The following is a 25673-nucleotide window of genomic DNA, read 5'->3' as shown; positions in this document are numbered from 1 at the left end:
GTAGGCTGGGGGACATGCGAATTGTGGCACTAGTCTCCGGGACCGGATCCAACCTGCAGGCCGTGATTGACGCCGTCGCGGCGGGCGACTTGGACGTGGAGATCGCCGCCGTCGGCGCGGATCGGCCCAACACAGGCGGCGTGCAGCGCGCCTCCGCTGCCGGTCTCGACACCTTTGAAGTCAATTTCCGGGACTACGCGGACCGGGCAGAGTGGAACCACGCGCTGACGCAGAAGTGCCTCTCTTATGCACCCGACTACGTCGTCTCCAGCGGCTTTATGCGGATCGTGGGCGAAGAGTTTATCGCCGCTTTTGACGGCACGTACCTGAACACCCACCCGGCCCTGCTGCCGTCCTTTCCCGGCGCGCATGGCGTGCGGGACGCGCTGGCCTATGGCGTGAAAGTCACCGGCTGCACGGTGCACGTTGCCGACGCCGGTGTGGATACGGGACCCATTCTGGCCCAGCGCGCCGTCGACGTGCGCAAGGACGACACCGAGGAGTCGCTGCACGAGCGCATCAAGGTCCAGGAGCGGGAACTGCTCATTGAGGTCTTGGCCGATCTGGCCTCGCGACCCTAACTCACAGAGCATAGAGGCCCGCCGCGTGAGTTGTCAGCGGCCCCGCGGCGGCGCACAATAAGCCCATGAGTAGCCCCGTGACCGTGCCCACCCCGGCGGATGCGCGCGCCTTCGTCGACGCCGTCGAACACCCCACCCGCCGGGCCGATGGCCTCGTCCTCCTGGACCTCTTTGCCGAAGCCACCGGGTGCGAGCCCGTGATGTGGGGCCCGAGCATCGTGGGTTTTGGTAGCTACCACTACCGGTATGAGTCTGGCCGTGAGGGCGATTCACTGGCCGTAGGATTTTCACCCCGCAAGGCGAACTTGGCGCTCTACGGGCTGGCCAATGAGGCCGCTGCAGAGGAGATGCTGGCCCGGCTGGGCAAGCACAAGCGCGGCGCGTCCTGCGTCTACGTGAACAAGCTAGCGGACGTCGACGTCGCGGTCTTGCGCGAGCTGATCGTGCGGGGCTTTACCCACATGAGAACGCGGGTGCATCAGCCCTAGGCTGAGCGCCGCGAGCTACTGCAGGGACGAGTCCGGCGGGGCGAGGCGGACGCGCCGCTGCACCTCGACGGACGCCACGCCCGTGACGTGCTCCAGCGCGGCCCGGCACTCGCCGTCGGCCGCCCCGCACACGATGCCGAGCCGCTTCATCACGCGCTCTACGCGCAGGCCAGCCGACTCGAGCTGGGCCGTCACATCGCCGATGCGCCCGACGTAGGCCTCGTCCACCGTGACGACCCATTCGAGATCCTGCGGTTTCGAGTTCTTCTCCACGCCCCCAGACTAGACCCGGCGGGCCGTGGGCAGAACCCTGTTAATGATGTCTTTGACGCTGACCACCCCCACGAAGGGCGTTGGCCCGCCCTCCTCCGTGACCACGATCAGCTGTTCGCTGGCCCGGCGCGACGACGCCAGCGCCTCGTAGACGGGCGTGGCAGCACTCAGTGTGAACGCCGGCCGGGCCAAGGACTCGACCGGATCGGACGGGTCAGCCAAGAGCGTGTCCCGCACGTGAATGAGGGCCGGGGGCGCGCCCTGCTGCGCGATGAGGATGCGCATGTGGCCGGACGCCGCCGAGGCCTGCCACACGTCGCTCGCCGTGGCGTGTTCCGGAACGCTGGTCGGCGGTACGTCTTGGCGGACCAAATCCGCCAACGTCAGGTCATTGAGGCCGATGACGTCCGTCAGGTGATGGCCGAATTCGCTCTCGAGTGCGCCCTTCGACGTGGACTGCTCGACGAGCTGGCGGATGGTGTCAATGTCCTGACCGCCGACCGCCGCGCGCTCCACCGGCGTGACGCCGCTGGCTTGAACCAACCGGTTGGCAATCGTATTGACCCAGATCAGCAGCGGCCGCAACACCCACATGAACCCGCGGGCGGGAAGGCCGATGAGCTTCGCCGAGGTTTCCGGGTGGGCGATCGCCCAGGACTTCGGGGCCATCTCGCCAATCACGAGGTGGAGGAACGTCACGAACAGGAGGGACAGGGCAAACGCCGTGCCATCGGCGATTCCGGCCGGCACGCCCCATCCGGTCAACACGGGGCCGAGCCACTGGTCCACGGCCGGCTTGGTGATGGCGCCGAGGGCAAACGTGCAGGCCGTGATGCCGAGCTGGGCGGCGGCGAGCATCAGGGTCAGTTCGTTCATGCCGCGCAGCGCAGCCCGGGCGGACGCGCTCTGGGCTGCGTCGTTTTCCAAGCGGTGCTGGCGGGCGCTCAGCAGCGCGAATTCGATGATGACAAAGAAGGCGCTCAGGACAATCAGTCCGAGGGTGATCGCGGCAACGAGCAGTCCACTCATTGGTTGTGTCCCGTCCCTTCCGTCTCGTCGCGAGCCGTGGCCCGCTCCGCTGGCTCGTCGTCTTCGACCGGCAGCTCGACGAGGCGCGCGGTCAGCTGATCCGGCACGTGGCGGTCGATCGAGTCCACCGTCACGTCGAGGCGCCTCACCGTGGGGGCGTCGGAGACGAGGTCCTCGGCTTGCTGCGGAAGTTCCACGCGGATGGTGCTGCCCTCCGCAGGCAGCTCGCCCACGGTGGCGATCAGCAAGCCGGCGATCGTTTCGAAATCACCCGGGGGCAAGGGGTGGCCGATCGCGCGCTCAACCTCGTCGATGTGGATGTCGCCGGCGACGTGCCACGTGTTGGGCTCGGCGGCGGCCGTGAGCTCAGTGTCCTCGGCGTCGTCGTGCTCATCGGTGAGCTCACCGATGAGTTCTTCGGCAAGGTCTTCGAGCGCGAGCACGCCAGCGAATCCGCCGTGCTCGTCAATGATGCAGGCGAGCTCGTTGTGGGACCCGACCAGCTTATTGAGCGCATCGGGCAACGCCATGAGGGTTGGCAGGACCAGGGGCTCACGCATCACCTGCGCGGCCGGCGTTTCCTCCGCGACCGGGTGCTTGAGGAGGTCTACCAAGTGGACCACGCCGACTGGCTGGTCGTCCTCCAGCACGGGGTAGCGCGAATGGGCCGTGGACATGAGCTGCTTGAGCTCGCCCACCGTGGTGTCTGGGGTCACCGAGTCGGCCTGCGACCGTGGGATCATGGCGTGCTCGACGTCGCGGTCGGGGAAGTCGAGGATTCGGTCCAGCAGGAGGGACAGCTCGTCGGGCAAGTCTCCGCTGCTGCGCGAGTTGGCGACGATTTTCTCCAGATCGTCCGCCGTGGCGGTGGAGTCAACGTCATGCACCGGTTCCATCTTGAACAGGCGCAGGAAGGCGTTGGCCGCGTGATCAAAGATCGTGATGAGCCAGCCGAAGACGGTGAGGTAAATCAGGGTGGACGAGGCGAGGCGCCGGGCCAAGGGCTCCGGGGAGGCGATCGCGAGATTCTTGGGGTAGAGCTCGCCGAAAATCATCTGCACGATCGTGGCGAGCGCGAGGGCAGCCACCGTGCCCACCGAGATGCTCACGGCCGCGGGGACGCCGATGCCGCCCAAGAGTACGCCCAGGGATTCGCCGATCAGAGGTTCCGCGACGTAGCCGATCATCAGGCCAGTGACCGTGATGCCCAGCTGGGCTCCGGAGAGCATGAACGACGTCCGGCGGGTCACTTTCAGGGCGCGCTGAGCAATCTTGTCCCCCGCCTTGGCCTGCGCCGCGAGGCGGGAACGATCCACGGACATGTAGGCGAATTCCTGCGCCACGAAGTAGCCGTTGGCCGCGATGATGGCGGACATGACCACGACGCCGAGGAGAAGAATCAGCAGTGGCTCGAGCACGGTGTCACCGCCTCAGCCGGGTGGAACTGCTTGGATAATCGAGAGGGGGCAGAGGATCTGTCCACTGTCTTGTGATTCACGCTCCATGTGGTTGAAGTGGTTGGCTCAATAATCGCACACTTTGCGCCTCCCTCAGCGCTGCGCAGGCGGCGCTAGCGTCAACCCGGCGGCCACGTCCAGCGAGGACAGGTCCAGCCGTTGCGCTTCCTGGACGAGCTCCGCCCAGAGCTCACGGCCGCGGAAGCCCGTGGCCTCGGCGAGGAGAGCCGCCACACCGGCGACGTGCGGGGTGGCCATGGAGGTGCCGCTGATCGTGTTGTAGCGCTGCGCGCCCGGCCACGCGGAGAAGACGTCCACGCCTGGCCCCGCGATGTCGATCTGGCCCCCTCGGCCGGGTAGGGTGCGCGCCGAGAAGTCGCCGAGCCCGAGCTCGGAGTTCAGGGCGGCCACGGCCATGACGAACGGGCTGTTCGCGGGCGCGCCCACGAAGCCGGCGTCTCCGGACGAGCGGCGGGCGTTGTTGCCGGCGGCGGCAACGATGAGGGAACCGGCGCGCAGCGCCGCGCGCCCGGCGGCAACGTAGGGCGGGTGAACCTGACGCACATCGGCACCCAAGGACATGGAGATCACGTGGCATTCGTTCTCGAGGGCCCACTCGATGCCGGCCAGGATCGTGGTATCCGAGCCGGATCCGGAGGCGCCCAAGACTTTGCCGGAGAAGATCTCGGCGCCCGGCGCCACGCCGTAGCCAGGGGTGTCGCCGGAGGCCTCGCGGGGGCCGCACGCGGTGCCGATGCAGTGGGTGCCGTGGCCGTGGCCGTCCTGGGCGTCCTCGCCCGGGACGAACGATTCGGCCGTGACCTGCCGGTCTGCAAAGTCCGGGTGGTCCAGCGCGAATCCGGTATCCAACACGGCCACCCGGATGCCAGCGCCGGTGACGCCGGACTCGACGGCGCGCACGGCCTGAACACCCCACGTCAGCGCGGCAGAATCGGCAAAGGAGTCCGGCGCCTGATCCCCGGCTGCCGGCGGCACCGTGCCGCCTCCGGGCAGGGCGTGATAGGTGAGCTCCGGCACGACGGCGAGGCGCCGACGTCGTTCAGCATGGCGTGCCTGGAAGGCTCCCACGTGGTCCGGGTCAGAATCCACAATGGCGATGCCGAGGCGGGGGAAGTAGGTGTCCGTGCCGTAACCTTCGGCGTCGAGCAGGGACGGCACCTCGCGCTCGAGCGCGTCGGTATCCTCCGTCTCGAAGACCACTACGAAGCGGTCAGTGGCGGCCTGAACATCGAATCGTGCGTGCGGGTCAAACATGACTTCCTCCTCGAATCGGTGCCACCGGAGGCGGCACTAGTGCAGCACCTTGCCCCGCGTCTCCGGCGCGAAGCGGGCCATCCAGGCGACGGCCGCTACGACGAGCGCCCCGGCCATCAGGAAGGCGTTGGCGAGGCCGATCACCGGCCAGACCACCGCAAAGACCAGGGGCCCGATCCCAGCGCCGACGCGACTAAACGTGGACGCCCAACCGAAACCCGATCCGCGCAGATCAGTGGGGTACAGCTCTGATACGTAAGCGTAGAGAACCGGGATCGCAATTTGGACCACAAATCCGAAGATCAACAGCCAGATCACAGCAACCTCTGGGTTGCCCAACATCAAAGAGGTGATGACCAAGATCAGCGCGGAGGCCGGCCCGGAGACACCGAGGAGCCACTTGCGGCCCACGCGTTCGACCAGCAGCGCGGAGACGGCGACGCCGGCGAGGCCCACGGCCGCCATGCCTGCGGTCGAGAAGAAGGAGCGGACCTGGCTCATACCGGCGTCGGCCAAGAGCGAGGGCATCCACGTCAGTGCCAAGTAATAGACCAACAGCACGGAGAAGAAGAGGCTCCACGCCCCCGTCGTCACCTTCCAGTCATAGCGCCACACCTTGGCTAGCTGTTCACCGACGGACCCGGCCGACAGGCGGGGTGCGTCCTGCGGGTCCGGCAGGGTATACGGGGTGGCCTCCGCACCGGTGCGCGCCACCAACTCATCAATGACCTCGGCCGCGCGCCGGCTCTGGCCCTGCCGGATCAGATACATGGGGGACTCGGGCACGCCTTGCCGCACCCAGAAGACCAGCAGCGCGGGCAACACCATGACCAACAAGATGAGCCGCCAATTGTCCGTGGAGAGCTGGATCAGCGCGGTGACAAAGAACGCGAGCGCCGCACCAATGGGCCACCAACCATCCATGGCGGTCAACACCCGGCCGCGCGCCTTGGCCGGGGTGAACTCTCCGACCAGCGCGTAGTCCACCGGGATGCAGCCGCCGAGGCCGACGCCGGCGAGGAACCGGAAGAGGACAAACAGTTCAAACGACGGCGCGAACGCGCCAGCGACGGTAAAGAGGGAAAACAGCAGCAGCGTCCACGCGAAGGCCTTCTTGCGGCCCACCCGGTCAGCAATCGTGCCCCACGCGAAGGCGCCCACCGCCATGCCGATGAGGTTGGCGGTGCTCAGCAGCGCCGCCGTGCTGCGCTCGAGACCCCATTCTTCGCTGACCAGCGGAATCAGTGCGCCGTTGAGCGTGACGTCCCAGGCGTCAAACATGAAGCCGAGCCCGCCAATGAGGAAGATTTTTCCCTGTACGCCCCACCGCCAGGGCAGGTTCTGCACCACGGCGGCTCCGGAGGGAAGCTGACGGTATTCGTTGCTCAACGAGGGTCCCCTCTATCAGGACTGATCAAGGACTAGACATGGAACGGTTCGCCGCGAGGGCAGCGCCCTCCTAGCGTATAGGCCGCGGCGTCGTGCCCGTGGTCCCGAACACTCGGTATGCTGTTCCGCGTCACATTGCCGTGCTGGTGAGAAGTCGCCGCCGTCAGGCGGTCCACCGGCCGTGCGCTCACGCGGGGGACGGCGCGCGCACGCCACCGAGCAGGAGGGAACCTTTCGTGAGTCAGGAAGTCAACCAGGCGGGCCTCGAGCCGCCCAAGAAATGGAAAGTCATCGGGCCGGGCCTCGTCGTCGCGGCCACGGGAGTGGGCGCCGCGGATATGGTCGCCACGCTCGCCGCAGGATCCCGCTACGGGTACGGCCTCTTGTGGGCCGTCATCATTGGCGTCGTGCTCAAAATCGTGCTCGTCGAGGGCACGGCCCGCTACTCGATCACCACGGGCAACACCATCCTGGAGGGGTGGCGGAAGCTGGGGCGCTGGCCGCTGTGGTACTTCGGTCCTTACATCGTCATTTGGGGCTTCGTCTACGGTGCCTCGGCGATGTCCTCGACGGCCCTGCCGCTCGCCGCGCTGTTCCCGTCCGTCCCCTTGTGGATCTTTGCGGTGGGGACGGCGCTGCTCGGCTTCGCGCTCGTGTGGCTGAACCGGTACGCGGCGTTTGAGAAGATCACCGCCATCTTGGTGGGCATCATGTTCTTCACCATCGTGGGCCTGGCCATTCTGGCCGTCCCCAACCTGCCGGAGATGTTCACCGGGTTCGTCCCGCTGCTGCCCGAGGGCGGTCTGCTATACACGCTGGCGCTCGCCGGCGGCGTCGGCGGCACCATCACGCTCGCCGCCTACGGCTACTGGCTGCGCGAGAAGGGCTGGTACCAGCCCAAGTTCATGCGCGTCATGCGCCTGGACAACACCATGGCGTACGTCATGACCGGCATCTTCGTCATCGCCATGATGATCGTCGGCGCCGAGGTGATCCGCGCGGCAGGCGTGGCCGTTTCCTCCGGTGATCAGGGCCTGCTGGATCTGACCGCGGTGCTCGAGGACGAGTACGGCATGGTGATCGCCAAGGTCTTCCTCGTCGGATTCTTTGCCGCCGCGTTTTCCTCGATGCTGGGCGTCTGGAATGGCGTCTCCCTGATGTTTGCCGACTTTTGGGCCAACGTGCGGGGCAAGGGCTCGGAGCACCCGGATGCCAAGGCCCACGGCAAGTACTTCCGCTTCTACCTGATCTGGCTCACCTTCCCGCCGATGCTGTTGCTCATGCTGGATCAGCCGATTGCATTGGTGCTCGCTTACGGCGTCATGGGCTCGCTCTTTATGCCGTTCCTAGCCATCACCTTGCTACCGCTGCTCAACGGCAGCCGGTGGGGGATTCCGGCGGAGTGGAAGAACCGCTGGTACACCAACACGGCGCTGGTCATCACTGCGGCATTGTTCGTCTGGCTCGGCGGCTACCAGCTGGTCTCTAAAGTCATGGACGTCGTCGCGGGGTAGCCGCCCGCGCTCGGGGACGGCCCCGGAGCACCTGCGAGATAACGCAGGGCGCTCCGGGGCCGACTTTTTCTGTGACGATTCTGCGCAAATTCCGCTTGGCTAGTGTCGCGCGGCGCTTCGCGGCGGTAGTGTCTGGATATGGAACTCGATTGGAATCTCCTCGAATGCGAGATCCGTTCCGCCGCGGCCCGTATTGCGGGGGAAGTGATCTCCGATCACCCGTCCCAGACGTTCTACGGTCTGGCGCTGGAAGTGACGGCCACCGCGCCGGACGCCGCCGGCGCGAGCGCCGATGAACCACTACGCCTGCCCGTCTTGGCCCTTAATTCAGAAGAGGCCTTCGGCCGCGATCTCGACGACGAGGCGCGTCAAGTGCTGGCCCATGACCAAGCCGTCGACGACGACGCCGATTTCTCCGAGCTCGATGAACCCCAAGTCTCGGACGGCTTCTACTCGCCGCGCTGGGACGCCAGTTCGTGGCATTGGTGTTCCATGGATTTGTTCGATGACGATCACGCGGAGGCGTGGAACGACCGGCTCAACGCCGCGGCCGCCGAGCACGGGTGGGAAGACACGGTGCGTCGGTACTACCGGTGCCTCATTGCGGCCGTCATCGCCGTGCGCAAGGAGCTGGACCGGCACCGTGTCCACCTCGTCGCCTTCGTCTCCGACGAGGAACACGCGGAGAAGCTGCTGCTGCGGTGCCTGACGCACGAGCAGCTGAGCCAGCATTTCCCCGAGCTCTTGGACCTCGAGGATGAGGTGGGTCAGCAGGACGACGACGCCGAGGTCGAAGCCGCGCGCTAAGGCTGCCGGGCCTCCCAGTCCGCGCAGACCGCACTCCCGGCCGGCGGGGTCCGTCGCGCCTAGCAACACTTCGGAATCGCGCCGATCGCGCCGGTAGACTGAGGCTACCGACCCCGAACACCTCAACTGGGAGACCTCTGTGAGCGAAACCGTCCTGGACCGCGTCCCGATCCGCCGGGCCCTGATTTCCGTCTACGACAAGACTGGGCTGGAGGAACTCGCCCAGGGCCTTCACGCCGCTGGCGTCGCGATCGTGTCTACGGGCTCAACGGCCTCGCGGATTGCCGCCGCCGGCGTGCCCGTCACCGAGGTCTCTGAGGTCACCGGCTTTCCGGAGTGCCTCGACGGCCGCGTGAAAACGCTCCACCCGCGCGTGCATGCCGGCGTGTTGGCTGATCGGCGCCTGCCGGATCACGTCCGCCAGCTGGCCGAGCTGGAGGTCGAGCCGTTCGATCTGGTGGTCGTGAACCTGTATCCGTTTGTGGACACGGTCAAGTCCGGCGCGGCGCCGGACGCCGTCGTCGAGCAGATCGACATTGGCGGCCCCTCCATGGTGCGCGCGGCCGCAAAGAATCACCCCTCCGTCGGCATCGTGGTTGACCCGGCCAAGTACTCGCGCGTGGTGGAAGCCGCGAACGCGGGTGGATTCACGCTCGCCGAGCGCCAGCGGCTCGCCGCCGCCGCCTTCGCCCACACGGCCGCGTACGATGCGGCCGTGGCCGCGTGGACGGCCGCGCAGTTCGGTGACGATGCGGGTGACGAGGCCCAGGGCTGGCCCTCCTTCGCGGCGCTGACCTTGGAGCGCTCGCAGGTGCTGCGCTACGGCGAGAACCCGCATCAGCCCGCTGCGCTCTACGTGGATCCGGCCGCCCCGGCGGGGATCGCGCAGGCCCAGCAACTGCACGGCAAGGCCATGAGCTACAACAACTACGTCGACGCCGACGCGGCCGTGCGCGCCGCCTACGACTTCGCCGACCCCGCCGTCGCGGTCATCAAGCACGCTAACCCGTGCGGCATCGCGGTTGCCACGGAGGGCGCGGCGGACCCGATCGCCGATGCCCATGCGAAGGCTCACGGCACGGATCCGGTCTCTGCCTTCGGCGGAGTGATTGCGGCGAATCGCCCGGTAACGCAGGCCATGGCGGAGACCGTCAAGGGCATCTTCACCGAGGTCGTGGTGGCCCCCGGCTTCGAGCCGGCGGCGGTGGAGATCCTCTCCGCCAAGAAGAACATTCGGCTCCTGCAGCTGCCGGAAGGCTTCGATCGCTACCCGGCGGAGACCCGCCAGATCAGCGGAGGCGCCCTCGTGCAGCAGCGTGACGCCGTGGACGCGGAGGGCGATGATCCGGCGGCGTGGACGCTGGCCGCCGGGGACGCCGCGGATGAGGCAACGCTAGCCGACTTGGCGTTCGCGTGGCGTGCGGTGCGAGCGGCCAAGTCCAACGCCATTTTGGTGGCCTCCGGCGGCGCGGCCGTCGGTATCGGAATGGGCCAAGTCAATCGCCTCGACTCCTGCCGCCTCGCCGTCGAGCGCGCCAACACGCTCGGCGTGTCCGTAGCGTCCGGTGCCGACTCGGCCGGCGGCGCCGAAAACGTGGAGGGTACCGCGGCGCCGGAGCGCGCTCGCGGGGCCGTGGCGGCGTCGGACGCGTTCTTCCCGTTCGCGGACGGGCTGCAGATCCTGATTGATGCCGGGGTGAAGGCCGTGGTCCAGCCGGGCGGTTCTGTCCGGGATCAAGAAGTGATCGACGCGGCGAACGCCGCCGGAATCACCATGTACTTCACCGGTGGGACCCGCCACTTCTTCCACTAGGCCACGACGACGGTCAGCCCGCTGCGCAGACGAGTTCGCGTAGCGGGCTGTCCGCGTTAAGGGCGGGCAGCCTCGCTGCGCCGGCAAGGGCATCGGCCGCTGGGCGGCGGACCTCCACGAGGATCTCATCCGGTCCAGTGGCTCCGGCGGCGAGCGCCGCGAGGGTGGCCTCGCGGACGGGCCCGGGCCGGAGGACGCCGCCGAGCAGGCAGACGCTCACCGGCTGCTCGGTGAGCTGAGCGGCCCGAGCAGCGGCGCGGATGGAGAGCGCCACTTCGGCAGCGGCCGCCTCGCAGATGCCGCGCGCCACGGCGTCGTGATGAGCCAGCCGGGCCGCCGCGGCGGCAAATTGAGCGGTGCGGCTGACCCAGCGCGGATCCGCCTGCAGCCGGATGTACGCGGTGGGTAGATCGCCCAACTCGGCTTCGACGACCTCGGTCAGCGCCGTGTCGGGGCCGCGGCCATCGTGAGCGCGCATCACCGCTTCCAACACGGCGCGGCCGATCCAGAACCCGCTGCCCGCGTCCCCCATCGAGAACCCCCAGCCGTCCACGCGGGCGTGACGTTCTCGCCCCACGGCGAGCGTCACGACGCCCGTTCCGGACGCCGTCACGACGCCTGGGGCCTCGCCGAGGGCGCCAAGGTAGCTGGTCACCGAATCATGGGTCACGACGACGTGCTCGACACCGGCCCCGGCGGTGCGGCTGAGGAGTTCGTGGGCCGTCTTTTCCGCGTCAACGAGCCCACTGAGCCCTGCCGCCACGGTCTTGATGGGGCGGCCGCTGGCCTCGCGCACGTGGGCCACCACGTCGGCGATCTGCGTGGAGAGCGGTTGATGCGTGATCAGGCCAGCGGATTCGAAGATCTCGCCGCTGCCCGAGGCGAATCGGGCGCGCACGCCCGTCTGACCGCCGTCGATAGCCAACACCGCGTCCTGCATCCGTGAGTCCTTTCGCGGCCCCGCCTGGCGGCGCCTGTTCGTGCTGTGACGCGGCTAGACTACCGGCACCCCGTCGGGGCGAGCGGGCGCGTGACCCGCCGCGGGCAGCGCGGTGACGGGCGACGGCGGAAGTCACCTGTGGAGGCCGAGGATGGGATCGGAGACACACTCGGGTAAATTGGGGGTGTTTGATGCGGCGCCCGCGCTTGCGGCCCGCAGACCATGACCCCGAAGAACCTGAGGGAGATGCCGCACTAATGGCAAAGATTATCTACACCCACACCGACGAAGCGCCGATGCTGGCCACGTATTCGTTCCTGCCGATCGTCGAGGCCTTCACCTCGACCGCTGGTGTGGAGGTGGAGACCCGGGACATCTCACTGTCGGGTCGCATCATCGCTAACTTCTCCGACTACCTGAACGAGGACCAGCGCCAGTCGGACGCGCTGGCCGAGCTGGGCGAGCTGGCCAAGACGCCGGACGCAAACATCATCAAGCTGCCGAACATCTCCGCGTCCGTGCCGCAGCTCAAGGCCGCCGTCGCCGAGCTGCAGGCCGCCGGTTACGCCGTGCCGGACTACCCCGAGTCCCCGGCCTCCGACGAGGAAACGGACATCCGCGCCCGGTACGACAAGATCAAGGGCTCCGCCGTGAACCCGGTTCTGCGCGAGGGCAACTCTGACCGCCGCGCGCCGATGTCGGTGAAGAACTACGCCCGGAAGAACCCGCACCGCATGGGGGCGTGGTCCAAGGATTCCAAGACCAACGTGGCCACCATGGGGGAGAACGACTTCCGCTCCAATGAGCAGTCCGTGGTGCTGGAAGCGGCCGACGTGCTGAGCATCCAACAGGTGCTGGCCGACGGCACGGTCAAGGTGCTGAAGAAGGAACTGCCCGTGCAGGCCGGCGAGGTCGTGGACGGCACCGTGATGCGCGCTGCCGCCCTCGATGAGTTCCTCACCGCCCAGATCCGGCGGGCCAAGGAAGAGGGCGTGCTCTTCTCGGCTCACCTGAAGGCCACCATGATGAAGGTCTCCGACCCCATCCTCTTCGGCCACATCGTCAAGGCGTACTTCCCGAATCTCTTTGCTCAGTACGGTGAGGATCTGGCCGCTGCCGGTTTGTCCGCCAACAACGGCCTGGCCGCGATTCTCAACGGGCTGGACGACGTCGCCGAGGACGTCCGTGAGGGCATCAAGGCGGAGATTGCCAAGGGCCTCGAGGAGGGCCCGGCGCTGGCCATGGTGGATTCGGACAAGGGCATCACCAACCTGCACGTGCCGTCCGACGTGATCGTCGATGCCTCGATGCCGGCCATGATCCGTACCTCCGGCCACATGTGGGGCCCCGACGGCGAGGAGCACGACACGCTGGCGGTGCTGCCGGATTCTTCCTACGCCGGCGTCTATCAGGCCGTGATTGAGGATTGCCGTGCCAACGGTGCCTACGATCCGACCACCATGGGCACGGTCCCGAACGTCGGCCTGATGGCCCAGAAGGCCGAGGAGTACGGCTCGCACGACAAGACGTTTGAGATCGCCGAGGCCGGCACGGTGCAGATCGTGAACCAGGCCGGCGAGGTGCTGATCCAGCATGACGTCGAGCCCGGAGACATCTGGCGCGCCTGCCAGACCAAGGATGCCCCGATTCAGGACTGGGTGGAGCTGGCCGTGCGCCGCTCCCGCGAGTCGGGCATGCCCGCGATCTTCTGGCTCGATTCCACCCGGGCTCACGACGCCAACCTGATCGCCAAGGCCGAGGCCATCTTGGAAACGCTCGACACCGACGGCTTGGACGTGCGCATCCTCTCGCCGATTGAGGCGACGCAGGTGACGATCGAGCGCCTGCGCCGGGGCGAGGACACGATTTCCGTGACCGGCAACGTGCTCCGCGACTACCTGACCGATCTGTTCCCGATCCTTGAGCTGGGCACCTCCGCGAAGATGCTCTCGATCGTCCCGCTGATGGCCGGCGGCGGCCTGTTCGAGACGGGTGCCGGTGGCTCCGCCCCCAAGCACGTCCAGCAGTTGGTGGAGCAGAACTACCTGCGGTGGGATTCCCTCGGCGAGTTCTTCGCTCTGGTTCCTTCCTTGGAAAAGTATGCGGAGCAGGCGGGCACCCCGTCGGCGAAGGTGTTGGCCACGGCGCTCGACGACGCCACCGCGACGTTCCTGCTGGAGAATCGTTCGCCGGGGCGCAAGCTGGGCACGATCGACAACCGCGGTTCCCACTTCTACTTGGCCATGTACTGGGCGCAGGAGCTGGCGAAGCAGACCGATGACGCGCGCTTGGCCGAGGTCTTCGCGCCCGTCGCGGAGGCCCTGACGCAGCACGAGGAGACGATTGTTTCCGAGTTGGCTGCCGTGCAGGGCAACGCGGTGGAGCTGGGCGGTTACTACCGTCCGGATGACGCCAAGGCGGCCGCTGCCATGCGCCCGTCCGCCACGCTGAACAAGGTGCTGGAGGACTTGGCTCGGTAACGTCAGCCGCGCCGACACCACTGGGGCCCGGCCCGCATGAACAGCATGCGGGCCGGGCCCCAGTGCGTCGGGCCGGGGCGCTGGCTAGGCCGGCAGCGTGGGCGCAGCGGCCAGCAGGGCGCGCGTGTACTCGTGCTGGGGCGCCGCGAACACGTCGGCCGCCGGACCGGACTCGACGATCCGGCCCTCCCGCATGACCACCAGCGAATCGCTGACGTGCTGGACCACGGCGAGGTCGTGAGAGATGAACAGGTACGTCAGCCCTAGTTCTCGTTGCAGGTCATCGAGGAGGTCTAGCACCTGGGCCTGTACGGAGACGTCGAGGGCTGACACAGGTTCGTCGCACACGATCACGCGGGGCTCTGGGGCCAGCGCCCGGGCGATCGCGACGCGCTGGCGCTGGCCTCCCGAGAGCGTGCGCGGGTGCCGGCCGGACAGCTCCGGACTCAGGCCCACGAGTCCCAGGAGCTCCTGAATCCGCCCCATGTACCGCCCCGCGCGCGCGGTCCGTCCGCGGGAGAGGGCGTCGGCCAGCAGCGCGCCGACGGTCCACCGCGGGTCAAAGGAGGAGAGAGGATCCTGATAGACCGCGCCCAGCTGATGGCGCCGGTCCCGGCGTTCGGCCTCCCGGACGTGGTGACCGGATCCCGAGGTGCCGGCCCACGCGCGGCCGAAGAGCTCGACGCGGCCGGCATCCGGTTCCGTCAGGCCCAGCAGCAGGCGCGCCGTTGTCGTCTTGCCGGAACCGGATTCACCTACGATGCCGAGCGTGGTTCCCTCCGCGACCTCGAGGCTCACCCCGTCCACCGCGGTGAAGCGCTCCCGGCCCGCGCCGGGGGCCGGGCGGTCAAAGCTCTTGCTGAGCCCGTGAGCCCGGAGCACCGGGTCAGCACCATCGGCGGACACTGATCGCGCCGGCGCGGCGTCTGGCGCGGGTCCGGGGCAGAGCCGGGTGCCGCGCGGCTTGCCGGCGGGGACGGCGTCCAGCAGCATCTGCGTGTAGTGGTGGCGGGGGTTCGTCAAGACGTCCCGGGTCGGCCCGGATTCGACGACGCGGCCCTGATGCATGACGAGCACCCGGTCCGCGGCGCTGCCCACCACGGCGAGATCGTGGCTGATCAGCAGTTGGGCCATGTGATGTTCCCGGCGTAGGCGGGTCAGCAGGTCCATGATGCCGGCGGCGACGGTGGCGTCCAACGCCGTACTCGGCTCGTCAGCGATCAGCAGGCGCGGCTGGGCGACCAAGGCGGTGGCGATCAACGCGCGCTGGCGCATGCCGCCGGACAGTTCGCCGGAGCGCATCGACGCCACACCCGGCCCGAGCCCGACGTCGGCGAGGACCTGACCCACCCGATCCGCCCGGTCAGCGGGAGAGAGCCGCGTGTGCAGACGCAGCGCATCGGAGATCTCCCGGCCGATCGGCCGGAGCGGGTCAAGCGCCGTGAGCGCATCTTGCAACACGAACCCGGTGTCCCGCCCGCGGATCCCGCGCCAGCGACGACGCGCGGAGGTCAGGCGCCCGGCACCGGTCAGCATGCTCCTTCCGCCGAGGTCGAACCGCCTCGCGGTGACCTCCGCGCCGCCGCCAGCACCGCCGTCGACTAATCCGAGGAGTGCGCGGGCGGTGACGGACTTGCCCGACCCGGATTCGCCGATCAAGGCGACCGATTCGCCCGGTTCGATCCGCAGGTCCAGCCCATCCACCGCCGTCGTGAGGGAGTTTCGGCCCGCACCGAAGGTGATGCTCAAGCCCTGAACGTCCACGAGGTGGCGGCTCGGATCTGTCGGGGTTGGCTGTTGCGCGCTCATGCGAGTCCCTCCGCCCGGCGCTGGAAGTAGCGGCCCAGCACGGTCGTGGCCGCGGCGACGGCGACGATGGCCAGCCCGGGGAAAACGGTCATCCACCACGCGACGGACAGGTAGGTCCGTCCCGCCGAGAGCATGGCACCCCACTCGGGCGCAGGGGGCGGCGCCCCCAGACCCAGGAAGCTCAGTGCGGAGGCCCACACCACGGCCTGGCCCACGCCGAGCGTGGCGAGCACGGCGACGGGTCCCAGCGCATTGGGAAGCACGTGGCGGGTGAGGATGCGCCAGCGGCTGCGGCCCAACACGCGCGCCGCCTGCACCATCTCCGCCTCCCGCAGGCGCAGCACCTGGGTGCGAACGATCCGGGCGTAACCCGGCGCCGTGGACAGTCCGACGGCGATGACGGTGGTCACGACGCCGGGGCCGGCGAACGCAATAAATACCAGCGCCAACAGCAGCCCGGGCAGCGCGAACAGGACCTCGAGGACGCGGCCGATGGCCGCGTCCACCCAGCTCGGGTGCACGTGCCGACCGCGCCGGCCCGCCGTCAGGCCCGCGGGCACGCCGAGCAGCAGGGCCAACGCGAGGCCGATTCCCGTGGCGGCCACGCCGATCGATAACGACTGGCCAGCGCCGTGGACGATGCGCGTGTAGATATCCCGGCCGGATTCATCCGCGCCGAGCGGGTGCGCGGCGCTGGGCGCGGCGAACGCGGAGGCCGGGTCGATGGCGAGGGGATCCCCGGGCGCCAGCAGGCGTGGGGCCACCGCGGCCACCAGCAGGAAGGCGACGACGCCGGCCGCCACGAGGGCCGGGAGAAGACGTGCCGTCATGGACGCAGCCCTCCCACCGAGGTTCGGGCCCGCAGGCGCGGGTCGATCAGCCGCTCGACGCCGTCGGCGGCCGCCATGATGATCACGTAGGCGAGCGCGGAGACGAGGACCACTCCGGTCACCAGCGGAATATCCCGGTCCGTGACGGCGGAGAGCAACGTGCGGCCGAGGCCCGGACGGGCAAACAGGGATTCCACCACCACGGCGCCCGAGATCAGCGAGCCAAGGGCCCAGCCGGAGAGGGCGACGCCCGGCAGGGCAGCGTGCCGGAGGCCGTGGCGGAGCAGCACAGCCGGCTCCGCTTCCCCGCGGGCCCGGGCGGAGAGCGCAAAGTTGCTGGTGAGCGCGGTGGCCAGCGATTCGCGCATGACTTGGCCGAGGAATCCGGCCAACGGCAGCGCGAGGGTTAGCACGGGCAACACCAATCCCGCCGGCGTGCTCGTGGCGACCGGCGGGAACCAGCCCAGCGTGGACGCGAAGATGAGGACTAACACGCTGCCCAGCCAGAAGTGGGGGACAGCGGCGGCGAGAATCTCGAGCGCGGAGCCGGTGGCATCAGCGATCCGGGCCACCCGTGGACCCCTGGCGAGGGAGACGAAGAGCGCGAGGACGATCGCCAACGCCCACGCCACGCCCCACGCCACGAAGGCGAGGACCAGGGTGCCGCCGAGCTGCTCACCGACCACGTCCGCCACCGGGCGCTGCAGCGCGTAGCTGGTGCCCAGATCACCCCGGGCGAGGTTGGTGAGCATGGTCAGGTACTGCACGGCCACGGGCTGGTCCAACCCAAACTCGGCCTCGGCCGCGGCATAGGCCTCGGCGGAGGCCTGCGAACCCGGGCCGCCCACGATCGCCTCCACGGGGTCACCCGGTACGAGCCGAATGCCCACGAAAATGAGCGTGGCCACGGCCCACAGCACCACGAGTCCCGAGGCGATCCGGGCGGCGAGCCAGCGTGCGAGTCTCATGGGCGAGGCGACGGGGGAGCGGTGAGAGGCCGGCTACTCGGCGAGCCAGGCGTTGTGGAAGGTCGGTGAGGCCACCGCGGTGGTTTCGCCGACGCCGCGCAGGCTCTCGCGGTAGAGGAAGTGGTTTTGCTGGTCGTACAGCGGCAGGAGGTAGAAACCCTCCAGAACGCTCGCCTGCACCTGCTCATACAGCTCCGCCCGCTCGGCGTCGTCCTGGGCCGCCGAGGCCGCCTCGAGCGCGGCGTCCACCGCGGGATCTTGCACCATGGCGTGATTGGCGAAGTAGCCGGAGGGGGCCGGCTGCGTCGAGTCCGAGTGGAACAGGATGCGGAGCACGTCCGGACCCACCTTGGTGTACGGCGCCGAGACCAGGTCGTAGTTGTGCTCGCCGAGCGCGCCGTACCAGCTGGCCAGGTCCAGCAGTTCCACGGTGACCTCGATGCCGGACTCCTTGGCGGTGGCCTGCAGCTGTTCGAACAGGGACTGCTCCGCCGGGACGGACTGGTTCGTGGACACCGGCAGGTGCACGCTGAGCCGTTCTCCGTCCTTGACGCGGTAGCCGGCGTCGTCGAACTCGTCCCAGCCGGCCTCGTCCAGGAGGCGGGCGGCCTCGTCCGGGTCGTACCCAAAGAGGGACTCGTCGCTGTAACTCATCGGCTCCACCGAGGACAGTGGGGAGTATGAGCGTTCGGCTGTGCCGAAGAAGAGGGAGTCGACGGCGGCGTCGACGTTGACCGCGCGGATGAAGGCCTCCCGGACGCGGACGTCGTCGAAGGGGGCTTGGGACGCGTTGAGCTCAATGCGGTTGGAGGCGCCCGGCCGCGGGGCGTTGAGGTGTCCGATCGCCTCGTCGTCGGCCGCGGAGACGATTGTGTCCGGCTGGGCGTTGTCGATCATGTCCACCGTGCCGGATTGGAGGGCCGCATAGCGGGTGGCGGCCTCGGGGATGAAGCGCCATTCGATGCCTTCGAGGTACGCGGGACCAGTGTGGCTCGGGTCAGCGGTCGCCTCGGGATCGGGGACCACATAGTCCTCGTTGCGGGTCAGGGTGACGGCGTCTTGGCGCTGCCAAGATTCGACGACGAACGGCCCCGTGCCGATGGGCGCGGCGCAATTTTCCTCCTGACCGCGCTCGAGCCCGGCGGGGGACATGATGGCGTTCCACGGCTGCGCGAACGACTCGAACAGGGCCGAATCGGGAGCGGAGAGGTTCAGCTGCAACCGCTGCGCGTCGAGGACCTCCATCGATTCGACCTTGGCCATGGCGAGGTAGCCGGTGGAGGAGCCCGTCTCTGGGTCCTGCACGTGCTCAATGTTCGCCTTCACCGCGGCGGCGTCGAACGGCGTGCCATCGGTGAAGTTGATGCCCTCGCGCAGCTGCAGCGTCACGGTGAGGCCGTCGGCGGAGACCTCGGCCCCTTCGGCGAGCCACGGCACCACGGAGCCGTCAGAATCCTTGGTGTAGAGGGTCTCGAGGAACTGCCCGGCCAGCAGGGCTTGGGGGTAGTTGCCGCCCACGTGTGGATCCAGGCAGGTCGGCTCGGCGTCACCGGAGGCGTACACCAGCGTGCCGCCGGCGGTGGGGGATGCGGCGGCTTCCTCCGCGGGGTCGCCGGTACCGCACGCGGAAAGCGTGAGCGCGGCTGTCACGGCAAGTGCGGGGGTGACGAACGCGCGCCGCTGAGCGGCGCGCCGAGCAGTCGACGTCATGGGTGACCTATTCCTGTGGGGCACGGGTGATGAGGGCCTGTCGGCCCCCACCAAGGGTAGTGCACACGGTAGTGCACGACGCCGGTGGGTGCGCCCGCAGTGCACTGCGCACTTCACGCAGGTGGCCTCCGTCACACTGTCCTCAGGCCATTCGCGCCGCACCGCCGGATCTGACTAGGTTGTCTTTATGCCCGACGCACCGAACTCCCGCGACGCCGGCGCGCGCCTCGCCGTCACCGTCTTCCCGCTGCTGATCCTGGCGGGCGGCGCGGTGGCGTTTCTGGCGCCCACGCCCTTCGCGGAGGGGGCCTTCCTGATCAACCCGTTGCTGATGGTGATCATGTTCGGCATGGGCCTGACGCTGTCCTTTCCCGACTTCGCCCTCTTGGCCCGGCATCCGGGACCAGTGCTCATCGGCGTGGGGGCCCAATACGGACTCATGCCCGTGTTGGGGTGGGCCGTGGCGTCGATCCTTGGACTCGATCCCGTGCTGGCCGCCGGCGTGATTCTGCTGGGGTGCGCCCCCGGCGGGACGGCGTCCAATGTGGTCGCCTACCTGGCGCGCGGCGACGTGGCCCTTTCCGTCGCGATGACCAGTGTCTCGACCCTGTTGGCACCGCTGCTGACGCCGCTGCTCACGTGGTGGCTCGTGGGGTCCTACCTCCCCGTCGCTGCGGGCGACATGGCGTATTCGATCGTGCAAATCGTGCTGGTTCCCGTCTTGGCGGGGCTGCTGTTGCGGACGCTGTTTCCACGCCTCGTTGAGGCCGCCCTGCCCGCGTTGCCGTGGGTCTCGGTGGCGGCGATCGCGCTCGTCGTCATGGTGATCGTGGCCCGCAGCGCCGAGGCCATTGCCGCCGCGGGCTTGGTGATCCTCGCCGCCGTCGTTCTGCACAACGCCGCTGGGCTGGCGGCGGGGTATCTGGTGGGGCGCGCCTGCCGCTTGCCGGTCGCCTCCCGCCGCACCGTCGCGCTGGAAGTGGGCATGCAAAATTCGGGGCTGGCGGCGGGCTTGGCCGGTCAGTACTTCGCGCCGGAGGCGGCGCTGCCTGGCGCCGTGTTCTCCGTGTGGCACAACGTCACGGGCTCCATCATGGCCGCGGTCTGGCGGCGTCGTGCCGTGCCCGCGGCGCGGTTGGCCGCGGACGAACCTGCCGACGAGCGGCTGCCCGCGCCCTAGCGAACCTGATTGATGGCCCGGCGCCCCGCCAGTGCTGGGATCAACCCGAGCAGCGCGAAGATGGCCCCGATCAGGACCAGATAGCGAAAATCGATCACGTCTAGCACGGCGGCGGCGGCCCCGGCGGCGAGGGCCTGAATGCCGTTGGCGATCATGTGCGTCGCCGCGGCCCCGCGGCCTTGGAGATGGTCCGGTAGCTCGAGCTGGCGGATGGTGCTGCTGGCCACGATGACCACGGTGATACCGAACGCAAACGGAATGATCCCGAGGGCGGTGAGCCACAGGACGCCAGAGGCTTGGGCGCCGTAGCCCAGTCCAAAGGCTGCCACCCCCGCCGCGAGCGAGGCCGTGTATCCGAAGCGATTGAGGATTCGGGCCGCGTTGAGACCGGCCAGGATGGAAAAAACGCCTTGGACGGCCACCATGATGGAGAGGGCCTCGGGTGGCAATCCGAGCCCGCGGTCGATGACGGCGAACGTCGTCGAGTTGGTCATGCCGCCGCCGACGCAGGCGAGGGCGAGGACCGCGGTGGCCGCCCCCACGGCGGGGCGTGAGCGCAGGGCGGCGAATCCGGCAAACGTCGTGCGCAGCAACGACCCCTCCTCCTCGAGGCGCAGCACCGGTTGTGGATCGATGCGCAGCATGAGCAGCGCGCCCAAGAGGAAAAAGGTGGCCGTCGCATACACCAGGACCGGCATGCCCCAGAGCCCGAAGGCGGCGGCTCCAGCGAGCGGTGCGACGATGCGCAGGCCTTGATCGATGCTCGCGAACATGCCATTGGCGGGGGCGAGGAGGTGGTGGGGCATGATCGCCTTGAGCAGCCCAGCCTGTGCGCTGGAGTTGACCATGCCGCACGTGGCGTAGAGCGCCATCACCACGTAGACGATCCAGAGCTGGCCGGTGGGTTCGACGGCGAGCAGGCACAGGACGACCGCGGCTGTGGCCACGTTGTTGGCCATCATCAGCGCTCGCCGCGGGACTCGGTCCGCGAGGAGGCCGATCCACGGGGCCAGTAGGGAAGGGATGCCCATGACGAGGAACACGGACGCGGCGAGGGCATCGGAGCCCGTCATGACCTTCACCCAGATGCCCGCCGTGATGTACAGGGCGGAATCGCCGAGGTTGCTGACCGTCCACGCCGTCAAGAGGCGGCGGTAGGGGCCCTGAGCTAGTAACTCCTTGTTGCCGCCGTGCCGGGTCGGTGGGGTGTAGTCCGGCTGGCCCGTTGGCTCGAGCTCCTCAGCGCTGACGGTGGGGACGGGCAGGGCGGTTGAAGCGCTCGCGAGCCCGGTCCTCTCATCGGCTGACGGGGCCGGCGGGGTCGGGCTCATGACGCACCCTGAGATGCCTGCGGGCCGGGGGTGTCCTTGCGGTGCGCCTCGTCGAGATCAAGAGTCAGTGCCGCGAGGAGGTGGACCTGGCGAGCCCCGTTGGGGCGGGTCCTCGGATCGCGCGCGCGTCCAGCGAACCGTTCGGCCAGAGCCAGCAGGTCCGTCCGCAGCTCGGCCAGTTCCTCGTTCGTGACGTAGAACGTGCTGGTGCTGAGCGTGTTGCGGTTCGCGTCCTCCGGGGTGAGGTCCGGCAGGGCGGCCAATAGGTGCCTCAGGCGGTCGGCTTCTCGCCCGAAGGAGAGCCGGGCCATTTCCGCGACGGCGGTGTCGCTGCCGGGGGACTCGGGATCGATCTGTTGGGTGTAGGTGGAGTGGACCTTGCGCCACGGCTTGCTCCGCCCGGCGCGTTCGCCCGGTTCGATGTAGCCGTGCTGGGCCAGCGACCGGAGGTGGAAGGAGCAGCTGGCCACGGATTCCCCGATGGCTTCTGCGCACTCGGTGGCGGTGGCCTCCTCGACGGTGCCGAGGTGGTCCAGAAGGGCCAAGCGAACCGGGTGCGCGAGGGCGCGGATCTGGCGGGGATCCGTCGTGACATGCGCCTGCCGGCGAGCGTCCGAAGCAGGTGTGGGGATGGGCATGCCTCGAACAGTAGCATTATAAAGAAAGCTTTAGCAAGAACTCTTTAGAATGCTTGGCGCTTCCTACTTATTGCGCGGCGCGGTGCTTGGCCGCCAAATCGAGGTACGTCTCCGCATTGACCTGAAGGGAGGCGACCTCCTCGTCCGTCAACTCACGCCGCACCTTGGCGGGCACACCGGCAACCAGCGATCGTGGCGGAACGTTCGTCCCTTCGAGGACCAGGGCGCCCGCCGCGACCAGGGAGGCCGCACCGATGACCGCACCATTCATCACGGTGGCGCTCATCCCGATCAGGCAGCCGTCACCGATGGTGCAGCCGTGAATGACCGCGGAATGCCCCACCGAGACGCCGGCGCCGACGGAACACGGCACTCCGGCATCGGCGTGCACCACCACGTTGTCCTGCAGGTTGGTCCGTTCGCCGATGCGGATCGCGTCCGAGTCCCCGCGCACCGACACCCCGTAGAACGCGCTGGATCTGGCGCTCATCACCACGTCGCCGCTGAGCACCGCGGTGCGGGCCACGAAGGCCTCGGGGTGAACGTCGGGAGCCTTGCCGTCAATCTCGATGAGGTGAGCCATAACACTTACCCTACTGCCGTCGTCGTGCCCCGACCTACCCAAATTAGACTGGTGGCCATGCACTGCGACTATTACGACGCCGGCCGCTGCACCTCCTGTGCGCACATGGGGCAGGAGCACCTCCAGCAGGTGGCCGAGAAGGTCGCCCAGTGTCAGCAGTTGCTCGCGGAATTCGACGGCATTGACTGGGTGGAGCCCTTCGCCGGTGCCGAAGCAGGCTTCCGCAACAAGGCCAAGATGGTGGTCTCTGGCACCACCCGGCGCCCCCGGATCGGGATTCTCGACGCGGAGGGGCACGGCATTGACCTGCGTCGTTGCGGGCTCATCACGCCCGGCTTGCAGGAGGCGCTGCGGGTGCTGTCCAACCTCATCCGGGCCGCACGGCTCACGCCCTACGACGTCCCGTCACGCCAGGGGGAGCTGAAGTACCTCCTCGTCACCGAGGCGCCCTCCGGCGAGCTGATGGTGCGGTTCGTGCTGCGCAGTGAGGCGCTCGTCCCGACGCTGCGTGAACATCTGCCAGGGCTGGCCGACCGCCTGCCGACCCTCCGCGTGGCCAGCGTTAATCTTCAGCCAGAGCACAAAGCGGTCCTCGAGGGGGAACGCGAAATCCCGCTCACGGCGGCCCAGTCCCTGACGATGGAGATCAACGGGATCGGCCTGCACCTGCGCCCCGGCGGGTTCTTCCAAACCAACACCGAGGTCGCTGCCGCGCTGTACCGGCAAGGCGCCGCGTGGGCCAGCGCGGCCGGGCCAGCGTCTGTGTGGGACCTGTACTGCGGGGTCGGCGGGTTCGCGTTGCACCTGGCCGAGGGGTTTGGCGCTGGGCACGTGACCGGGGCCGGGCCCGACGCCGTGGCGCGCCAGGTGACCGGCATCGAGGTCAGCCAGGACGCGGTGGCTAGCGCGGAATTGACGCGCGCCGAGCGTGGACTGACCGGCGTCGACTTCGTGTGTGCGGACGCCACCGAGTTTGCGCTTGGATCGGATCCGGCCGACCACCCAGACTTGCTGGTGGTCAACCCTCCACGGCGCGGAGTGGGGGCGCGATTGTGCGAGTGGATGGAAAACTCACGCATCCAGCACGTGCTGTACTCCAGCTGCAATGCCGTCACGCTCGCAGCGGACCTGCGGCGCATGCCTTCGCTGCGTCCGGTCAAGGCGCGCGTGATGGATATGTTTCCGCAGTCGACTCACTACGAGGTCATCACGCTGCTGACCCGCGTGTGAGACGCTGAGCGGACGGAACGAAGGGGGCGCGCATGGGGCAGGGGACGGCGCTGGGGACAGCTGTTGCGCGGACTCAGGTCCGCGTCGCGGCCGTGGTGACCCGGCGCCTGCCCCGACCCTGAGTCGGTGCAGGCCGCCTAGTTGAACACCACCGTGCGCGTGCCGTCGAGTAGCACTCGGTGCTGGGCGTGCCACTGCACAGCCGTGGCGAGCGTGCGCCCTTCGACGTCTCGGCCGAGGGCCACGAACTGCTGCGGGGTCTGCGCGTGGTTGACGCGGATGACCTCCTGCTCGATGATCGGCCCCTCGTCCAGATCCGCGGTGACGTAATGGGCGGTGGCGCCGATGAGCTTGACCCCGCGGGCGTGGGCCTGGTGGTAGGGCTTAGCCCCCTTGAAAGACGGCAGGAACGAGTGGTGGATATTGATGGCCCGGCCCGTGAGCTCCCGGCACAGGTCGTCGGAGAGGATCTGCATGTAGCGGGCGAGGACCACGACGTCGATCTGATGCTCCCGCACCAGCTCAAGCAGCTGCGCCTCGGCCTCGGCCTTGGTGTCTTTGGTCACCGGCAGGTAGACGAAGGGGACTCCATAGAACTCGGCCATGGGCCGGAGGTCCTCGTGGTTGGACACGATCAGCGGGACCTCGACGGAGAGCATTCCGGCCCGGTGCTGGAAGAGCAGATCATTGAGCGCGTGCCCCTCGCGCGAACACATGATCAGCGTCCGCGCCGGCTGGGCCGCGTCAAAGACGTTGAGTTGCATGCCGAACGCGGTGGCCACCGGGGCCAAAGCCTCGGAGACCGCGGATTGGCTCGCGGACGTGCTCACGGCCACGCGCATAAAAAACGTGCCGGTCTCTGGCGACTCAAACTGCTGGGACTCCGTGATGTTGCAGCCCGTCTGCAAGAGGGCTCCGGACACCGCGTGGACGATCCCGGGCTGGTCGGCACAGGACAGCGTCACAATAAAGCTGCGGGAGGAGGCGGAATCGCCCCGGGATTGTTCACTACTCACCCGCACTAGGGTACCGGTTGCGCGGGGTGAAGCCGGTGGCGCACCAGCTCACCGCGGCGAACGGACGACGCCGGTGCGTCACTCGCCGCGCGTCACGTTTCCGGGTCATGGGCAACTGTGACGGCACTGTTGCGGTGGATGGATTCGCGCGGCGGCCGAGGCCGACGAACCACTGCCCTGTTCGGTAGGGTAGGACTGCCGCAACTGGCGTGAGGTGGAGCACCACCGGGGAGCGGCACGCATGCAGACCTGTTAGGACCGCGCGCCTGGGCCCAGGGTCGTAGGAACACCCCTACGCCCGCAACGTAACGACCTGCCTCTCATAAGGAGCA

22 protein-coding genes and 1 riboswitch are annotated in these 25673 nt (G+C 68.4%); of the genes, 8 read left to right on the top strand and 14 right to left on the bottom strand.

The window, feature by feature from the left end; all coding sequences use genetic code 11:
• The first annotated feature begins 14 nt into the window (after nucleotides 1–14).
• Both purN and IW252_RS04205 read left to right on the top strand, forming a co-directional pair.
• Nucleotides 15–581 (top strand): phosphoribosylglycinamide formyltransferase, encoded by a 567-nt coding sequence (gene purN, locus IW252_RS04210; RefSeq protein WP_196835416.1) that lies wholly within the window; start codon nucleotides 15–17, stop codon nucleotides 579–581.
• A gap of 65 nt (nucleotides 582–646) precedes the next feature.
• Nucleotides 647–1069 carry a DUF1801 domain-containing protein gene (locus tag IW252_RS04205; RefSeq protein ID WP_196835415.1) on the top strand — a complete coding sequence of 141 codons (423 nt, stop codon included), beginning with the start codon at nucleotides 647–649 and terminating at the stop codon, nucleotides 1067–1069.
• Nucleotides 1070–1084: 15 nt separating this feature from the next.
• Here the strand turns inward: IW252_RS04205 and IW252_RS04200 are convergent, their stop codons facing one another.
• The 5 genes from IW252_RS04200 to IW252_RS04180 all read right to left on the bottom strand — a co-directional run bounded on the left by IW252_RS04200 (nucleotide 1085) and on the right by IW252_RS04180 (nucleotide 6492).
• A complete protein-coding gene (locus IW252_RS04200; protein WP_196835414.1) occupies nucleotides 1085–1342 on the bottom strand; it encodes a hypothetical protein in 258 nt (85 codons plus the stop codon).
• Between the two features lie 9 nt (nucleotides 1343–1351).
• Nucleotides 1352–2371 carry a CNNM domain-containing protein gene (locus IW252_RS04195; RefSeq protein ID WP_196835413.1) on the bottom strand — a complete coding sequence of 340 codons (1020 nt, stop codon included), beginning with the start codon at nucleotides 2369–2371 and terminating at the stop codon, nucleotides 1352–1354.
• On the bottom strand, nucleotides 2368–3789 hold the full coding sequence (locus IW252_RS04190) for a hemolysin family protein (RefSeq protein ID WP_196835412.1): 1422 nt from the start codon (nucleotides 3787–3789) through the stop codon (nucleotides 2368–2370). Before IW252_RS04190 ends, IW252_RS04195 begins: the two co-directional genes overlap by 4 nt.
• A 132-nt stretch (nucleotides 3790–3921) precedes the next feature.
• On the bottom strand, nucleotides 3922–5103 hold the full coding sequence (locus IW252_RS04185; RefSeq protein WP_196835411.1) for a S8 family serine peptidase: 1182 nt from the start codon (nucleotides 5101–5103) through the stop codon (nucleotides 3922–3924).
• A 36-nt stretch (nucleotides 5104–5139) separates the two neighbouring features.
• A complete protein-coding gene (locus IW252_RS04180) occupies nucleotides 5140–6492 on the bottom strand; it encodes an MFS transporter (RefSeq protein ID WP_231365897.1) in 1353 nt (450 codons plus the stop codon).
• 236 nt (nucleotides 6493–6728) lie between these two features.
• On the opposite strand from IW252_RS04180, the gene IW252_RS04175 reads away from it, so the two are divergent.
• From IW252_RS04175 to purH, 3 genes are all read left to right on the top strand, one after another.
• Nucleotides 6729–8006, top strand: a complete 1278-nt coding sequence (locus IW252_RS04175) for an Nramp family divalent metal transporter (protein ID WP_196835410.1) — start codon at nucleotides 6729–6731, stop codon at nucleotides 8004–8006.
• A gap of 138 nt (nucleotides 8007–8144) precedes the next feature.
• On the top strand, nucleotides 8145–8813 hold the full coding sequence (locus IW252_RS04170; RefSeq protein WP_196835409.1) for a DUF4303 domain-containing protein: 669 nt from the start codon (nucleotides 8145–8147) through the stop codon (nucleotides 8811–8813).
• Between the two features lie 139 nt (nucleotides 8814–8952).
• Nucleotides 8953–10626, top strand: a complete 1674-nt coding sequence (gene purH / locus IW252_RS04165; protein WP_196835408.1) for a bifunctional phosphoribosylaminoimidazolecarboxamide formyltransferase/IMP cyclohydrolase — start codon at nucleotides 8953–8955, stop codon at nucleotides 10624–10626.
• Nucleotides 10627–10639: 13 nt separating this feature from the next.
• Here the strand turns inward: purH and IW252_RS04160 are convergent, their stop codons facing one another.
• A complete protein-coding gene (locus IW252_RS04160) occupies nucleotides 10640–11566 on the bottom strand; it encodes an N-acetylglucosamine kinase (RefSeq protein ID WP_196835407.1) in 927 nt (308 codons plus the stop codon).
• 257 nt (nucleotides 11567–11823) lie between these two features.
• Here IW252_RS04160 and IW252_RS04155 point away from each other — a divergent pair, with 257 nt between their 5' ends.
• Complete coding sequence (locus IW252_RS04155) at nucleotides 11824–14046, top strand: NADP-dependent isocitrate dehydrogenase (protein WP_196835406.1); 2223 nt, start codon at nucleotides 11824–11826, stop codon at nucleotides 14044–14046.
• A gap of 84 nt (nucleotides 14047–14130) precedes the next feature.
• On the opposite strand, the gene IW252_RS04150 is transcribed toward IW252_RS04155, so the two are convergent.
• Genes IW252_RS04150 through IW252_RS04135 form a run of 4 tightly spaced genes read right to left on the bottom strand, consistent with a single transcriptional unit; the run spans nucleotide 14131 to nucleotide 19363 of the window.
• Nucleotides 14131–15855 (bottom strand): dipeptide ABC transporter ATP-binding protein, encoded by a 1725-nt coding sequence (locus IW252_RS04150; RefSeq protein WP_196835405.1) that lies wholly within the window; start codon nucleotides 15853–15855, stop codon nucleotides 14131–14133.
• Nucleotides 15852–16685, bottom strand: a complete 834-nt coding sequence (locus IW252_RS04145; RefSeq protein WP_196835404.1) for an ABC transporter permease — start codon at nucleotides 16683–16685, stop codon at nucleotides 15852–15854. Before IW252_RS04145 ends, IW252_RS04150 begins: the two co-directional genes overlap by 4 nt.
• Complete coding sequence (locus tag IW252_RS04140; protein WP_196835403.1) at nucleotides 16682–17653, bottom strand: ABC transporter permease; 972 nt, start codon at nucleotides 17651–17653, stop codon at nucleotides 16682–16684. Before IW252_RS04140 ends, IW252_RS04145 begins: the two co-directional genes overlap by 4 nt.
• A 33-nt stretch (nucleotides 17654–17686) precedes the next feature.
• Nucleotides 17687–19363: an ABC transporter substrate-binding protein gene (locus IW252_RS04135; RefSeq protein WP_196835402.1), complete on the bottom strand. Its 1677-nt coding sequence runs from the start codon at nucleotides 19361–19363 to the stop codon at nucleotides 17687–17689.
• A 187-nt stretch (nucleotides 19364–19550) separates the two neighbouring features.
• Here IW252_RS04135 and IW252_RS04130 point away from each other — a divergent pair, with 187 nt between their 5' ends.
• The gene (locus IW252_RS04130; protein ID WP_196835401.1) at nucleotides 19551–20543 is read left to right on the top strand and encodes a bile acid:sodium symporter family protein; all 993 of its coding nucleotides are present in this window, start codon (nucleotides 19551–19553) and stop codon (nucleotides 20541–20543) included.
• Here IW252_RS04130 and IW252_RS04125 read toward each other — a convergent pair.
• The 3 genes from IW252_RS04125 to IW252_RS04115 all read right to left on the bottom strand — a co-directional run bounded on the left by IW252_RS04125 (nucleotide 20540) and on the right by IW252_RS04115 (nucleotide 23095).
• Nucleotides 20540–21874, bottom strand: coding sequence for an MFS transporter (locus IW252_RS04125; RefSeq protein WP_196835400.1), 1335 nt, complete (start codon nucleotides 21872–21874; stop codon nucleotides 20540–20542). The two genes, IW252_RS04130 and IW252_RS04125, sit on opposite strands and share 4 nt — an antisense overlap.
• Entirely contained in the window at nucleotides 21871–22512 is a 642-nt protein-coding gene (locus IW252_RS04120; protein ID WP_196835399.1) for a winged helix-turn-helix domain-containing protein, read from the bottom strand. The genes IW252_RS04125 and IW252_RS04120 overlap by 4 nt, the downstream gene beginning before the upstream one ends.
• A gap of 67 nt (nucleotides 22513–22579) precedes the next feature.
• Nucleotides 22580–23095, bottom strand: coding sequence for a gamma carbonic anhydrase family protein (locus IW252_RS04115; RefSeq protein WP_196835398.1), 516 nt, complete (start codon nucleotides 23093–23095; stop codon nucleotides 22580–22582).
• Nucleotides 23096–23152: 57 nt separating this feature from the next.
• Here IW252_RS04115 and rlmC point away from each other — a divergent pair, with 57 nt between their 5' ends.
• On the top strand, nucleotides 23153–24325 hold the full coding sequence (gene rlmC, locus IW252_RS04110; protein WP_196835397.1) for a 23S rRNA (uracil(747)-C(5))-methyltransferase RlmC: 1173 nt from the start codon (nucleotides 23153–23155) through the stop codon (nucleotides 24323–24325).
• A gap of 137 nt (nucleotides 24326–24462) precedes the next feature.
• Here the strand turns inward: rlmC and purU are convergent, their stop codons facing one another.
• Nucleotides 24463–25341 carry a formyltetrahydrofolate deformylase gene (gene purU / locus IW252_RS04105; RefSeq protein ID WP_196835396.1) on the bottom strand — a complete coding sequence of 293 codons (879 nt, stop codon included), beginning with the start codon at nucleotides 25339–25341 and terminating at the stop codon, nucleotides 24463–24465.
• Between the two features lie 190 nt (nucleotides 25342–25531).
• Nucleotides 25532–25620, top strand: a riboswitch (ZMP/ZTP riboswitch).
• Nucleotides 25621–25673: the final 53 nt, after the last annotated feature.

The organism is Zhihengliuella flava (assembly GCF_015751895.1).
In the GTDB taxonomy this organism is placed as follows: Bacteria; Actinomycetota; Actinomycetes; order Actinomycetales; family Micrococcaceae; genus Zhihengliuella; species Zhihengliuella flava.
This window is presented reverse-complemented; position numbering and strand designations above follow the sequence as displayed.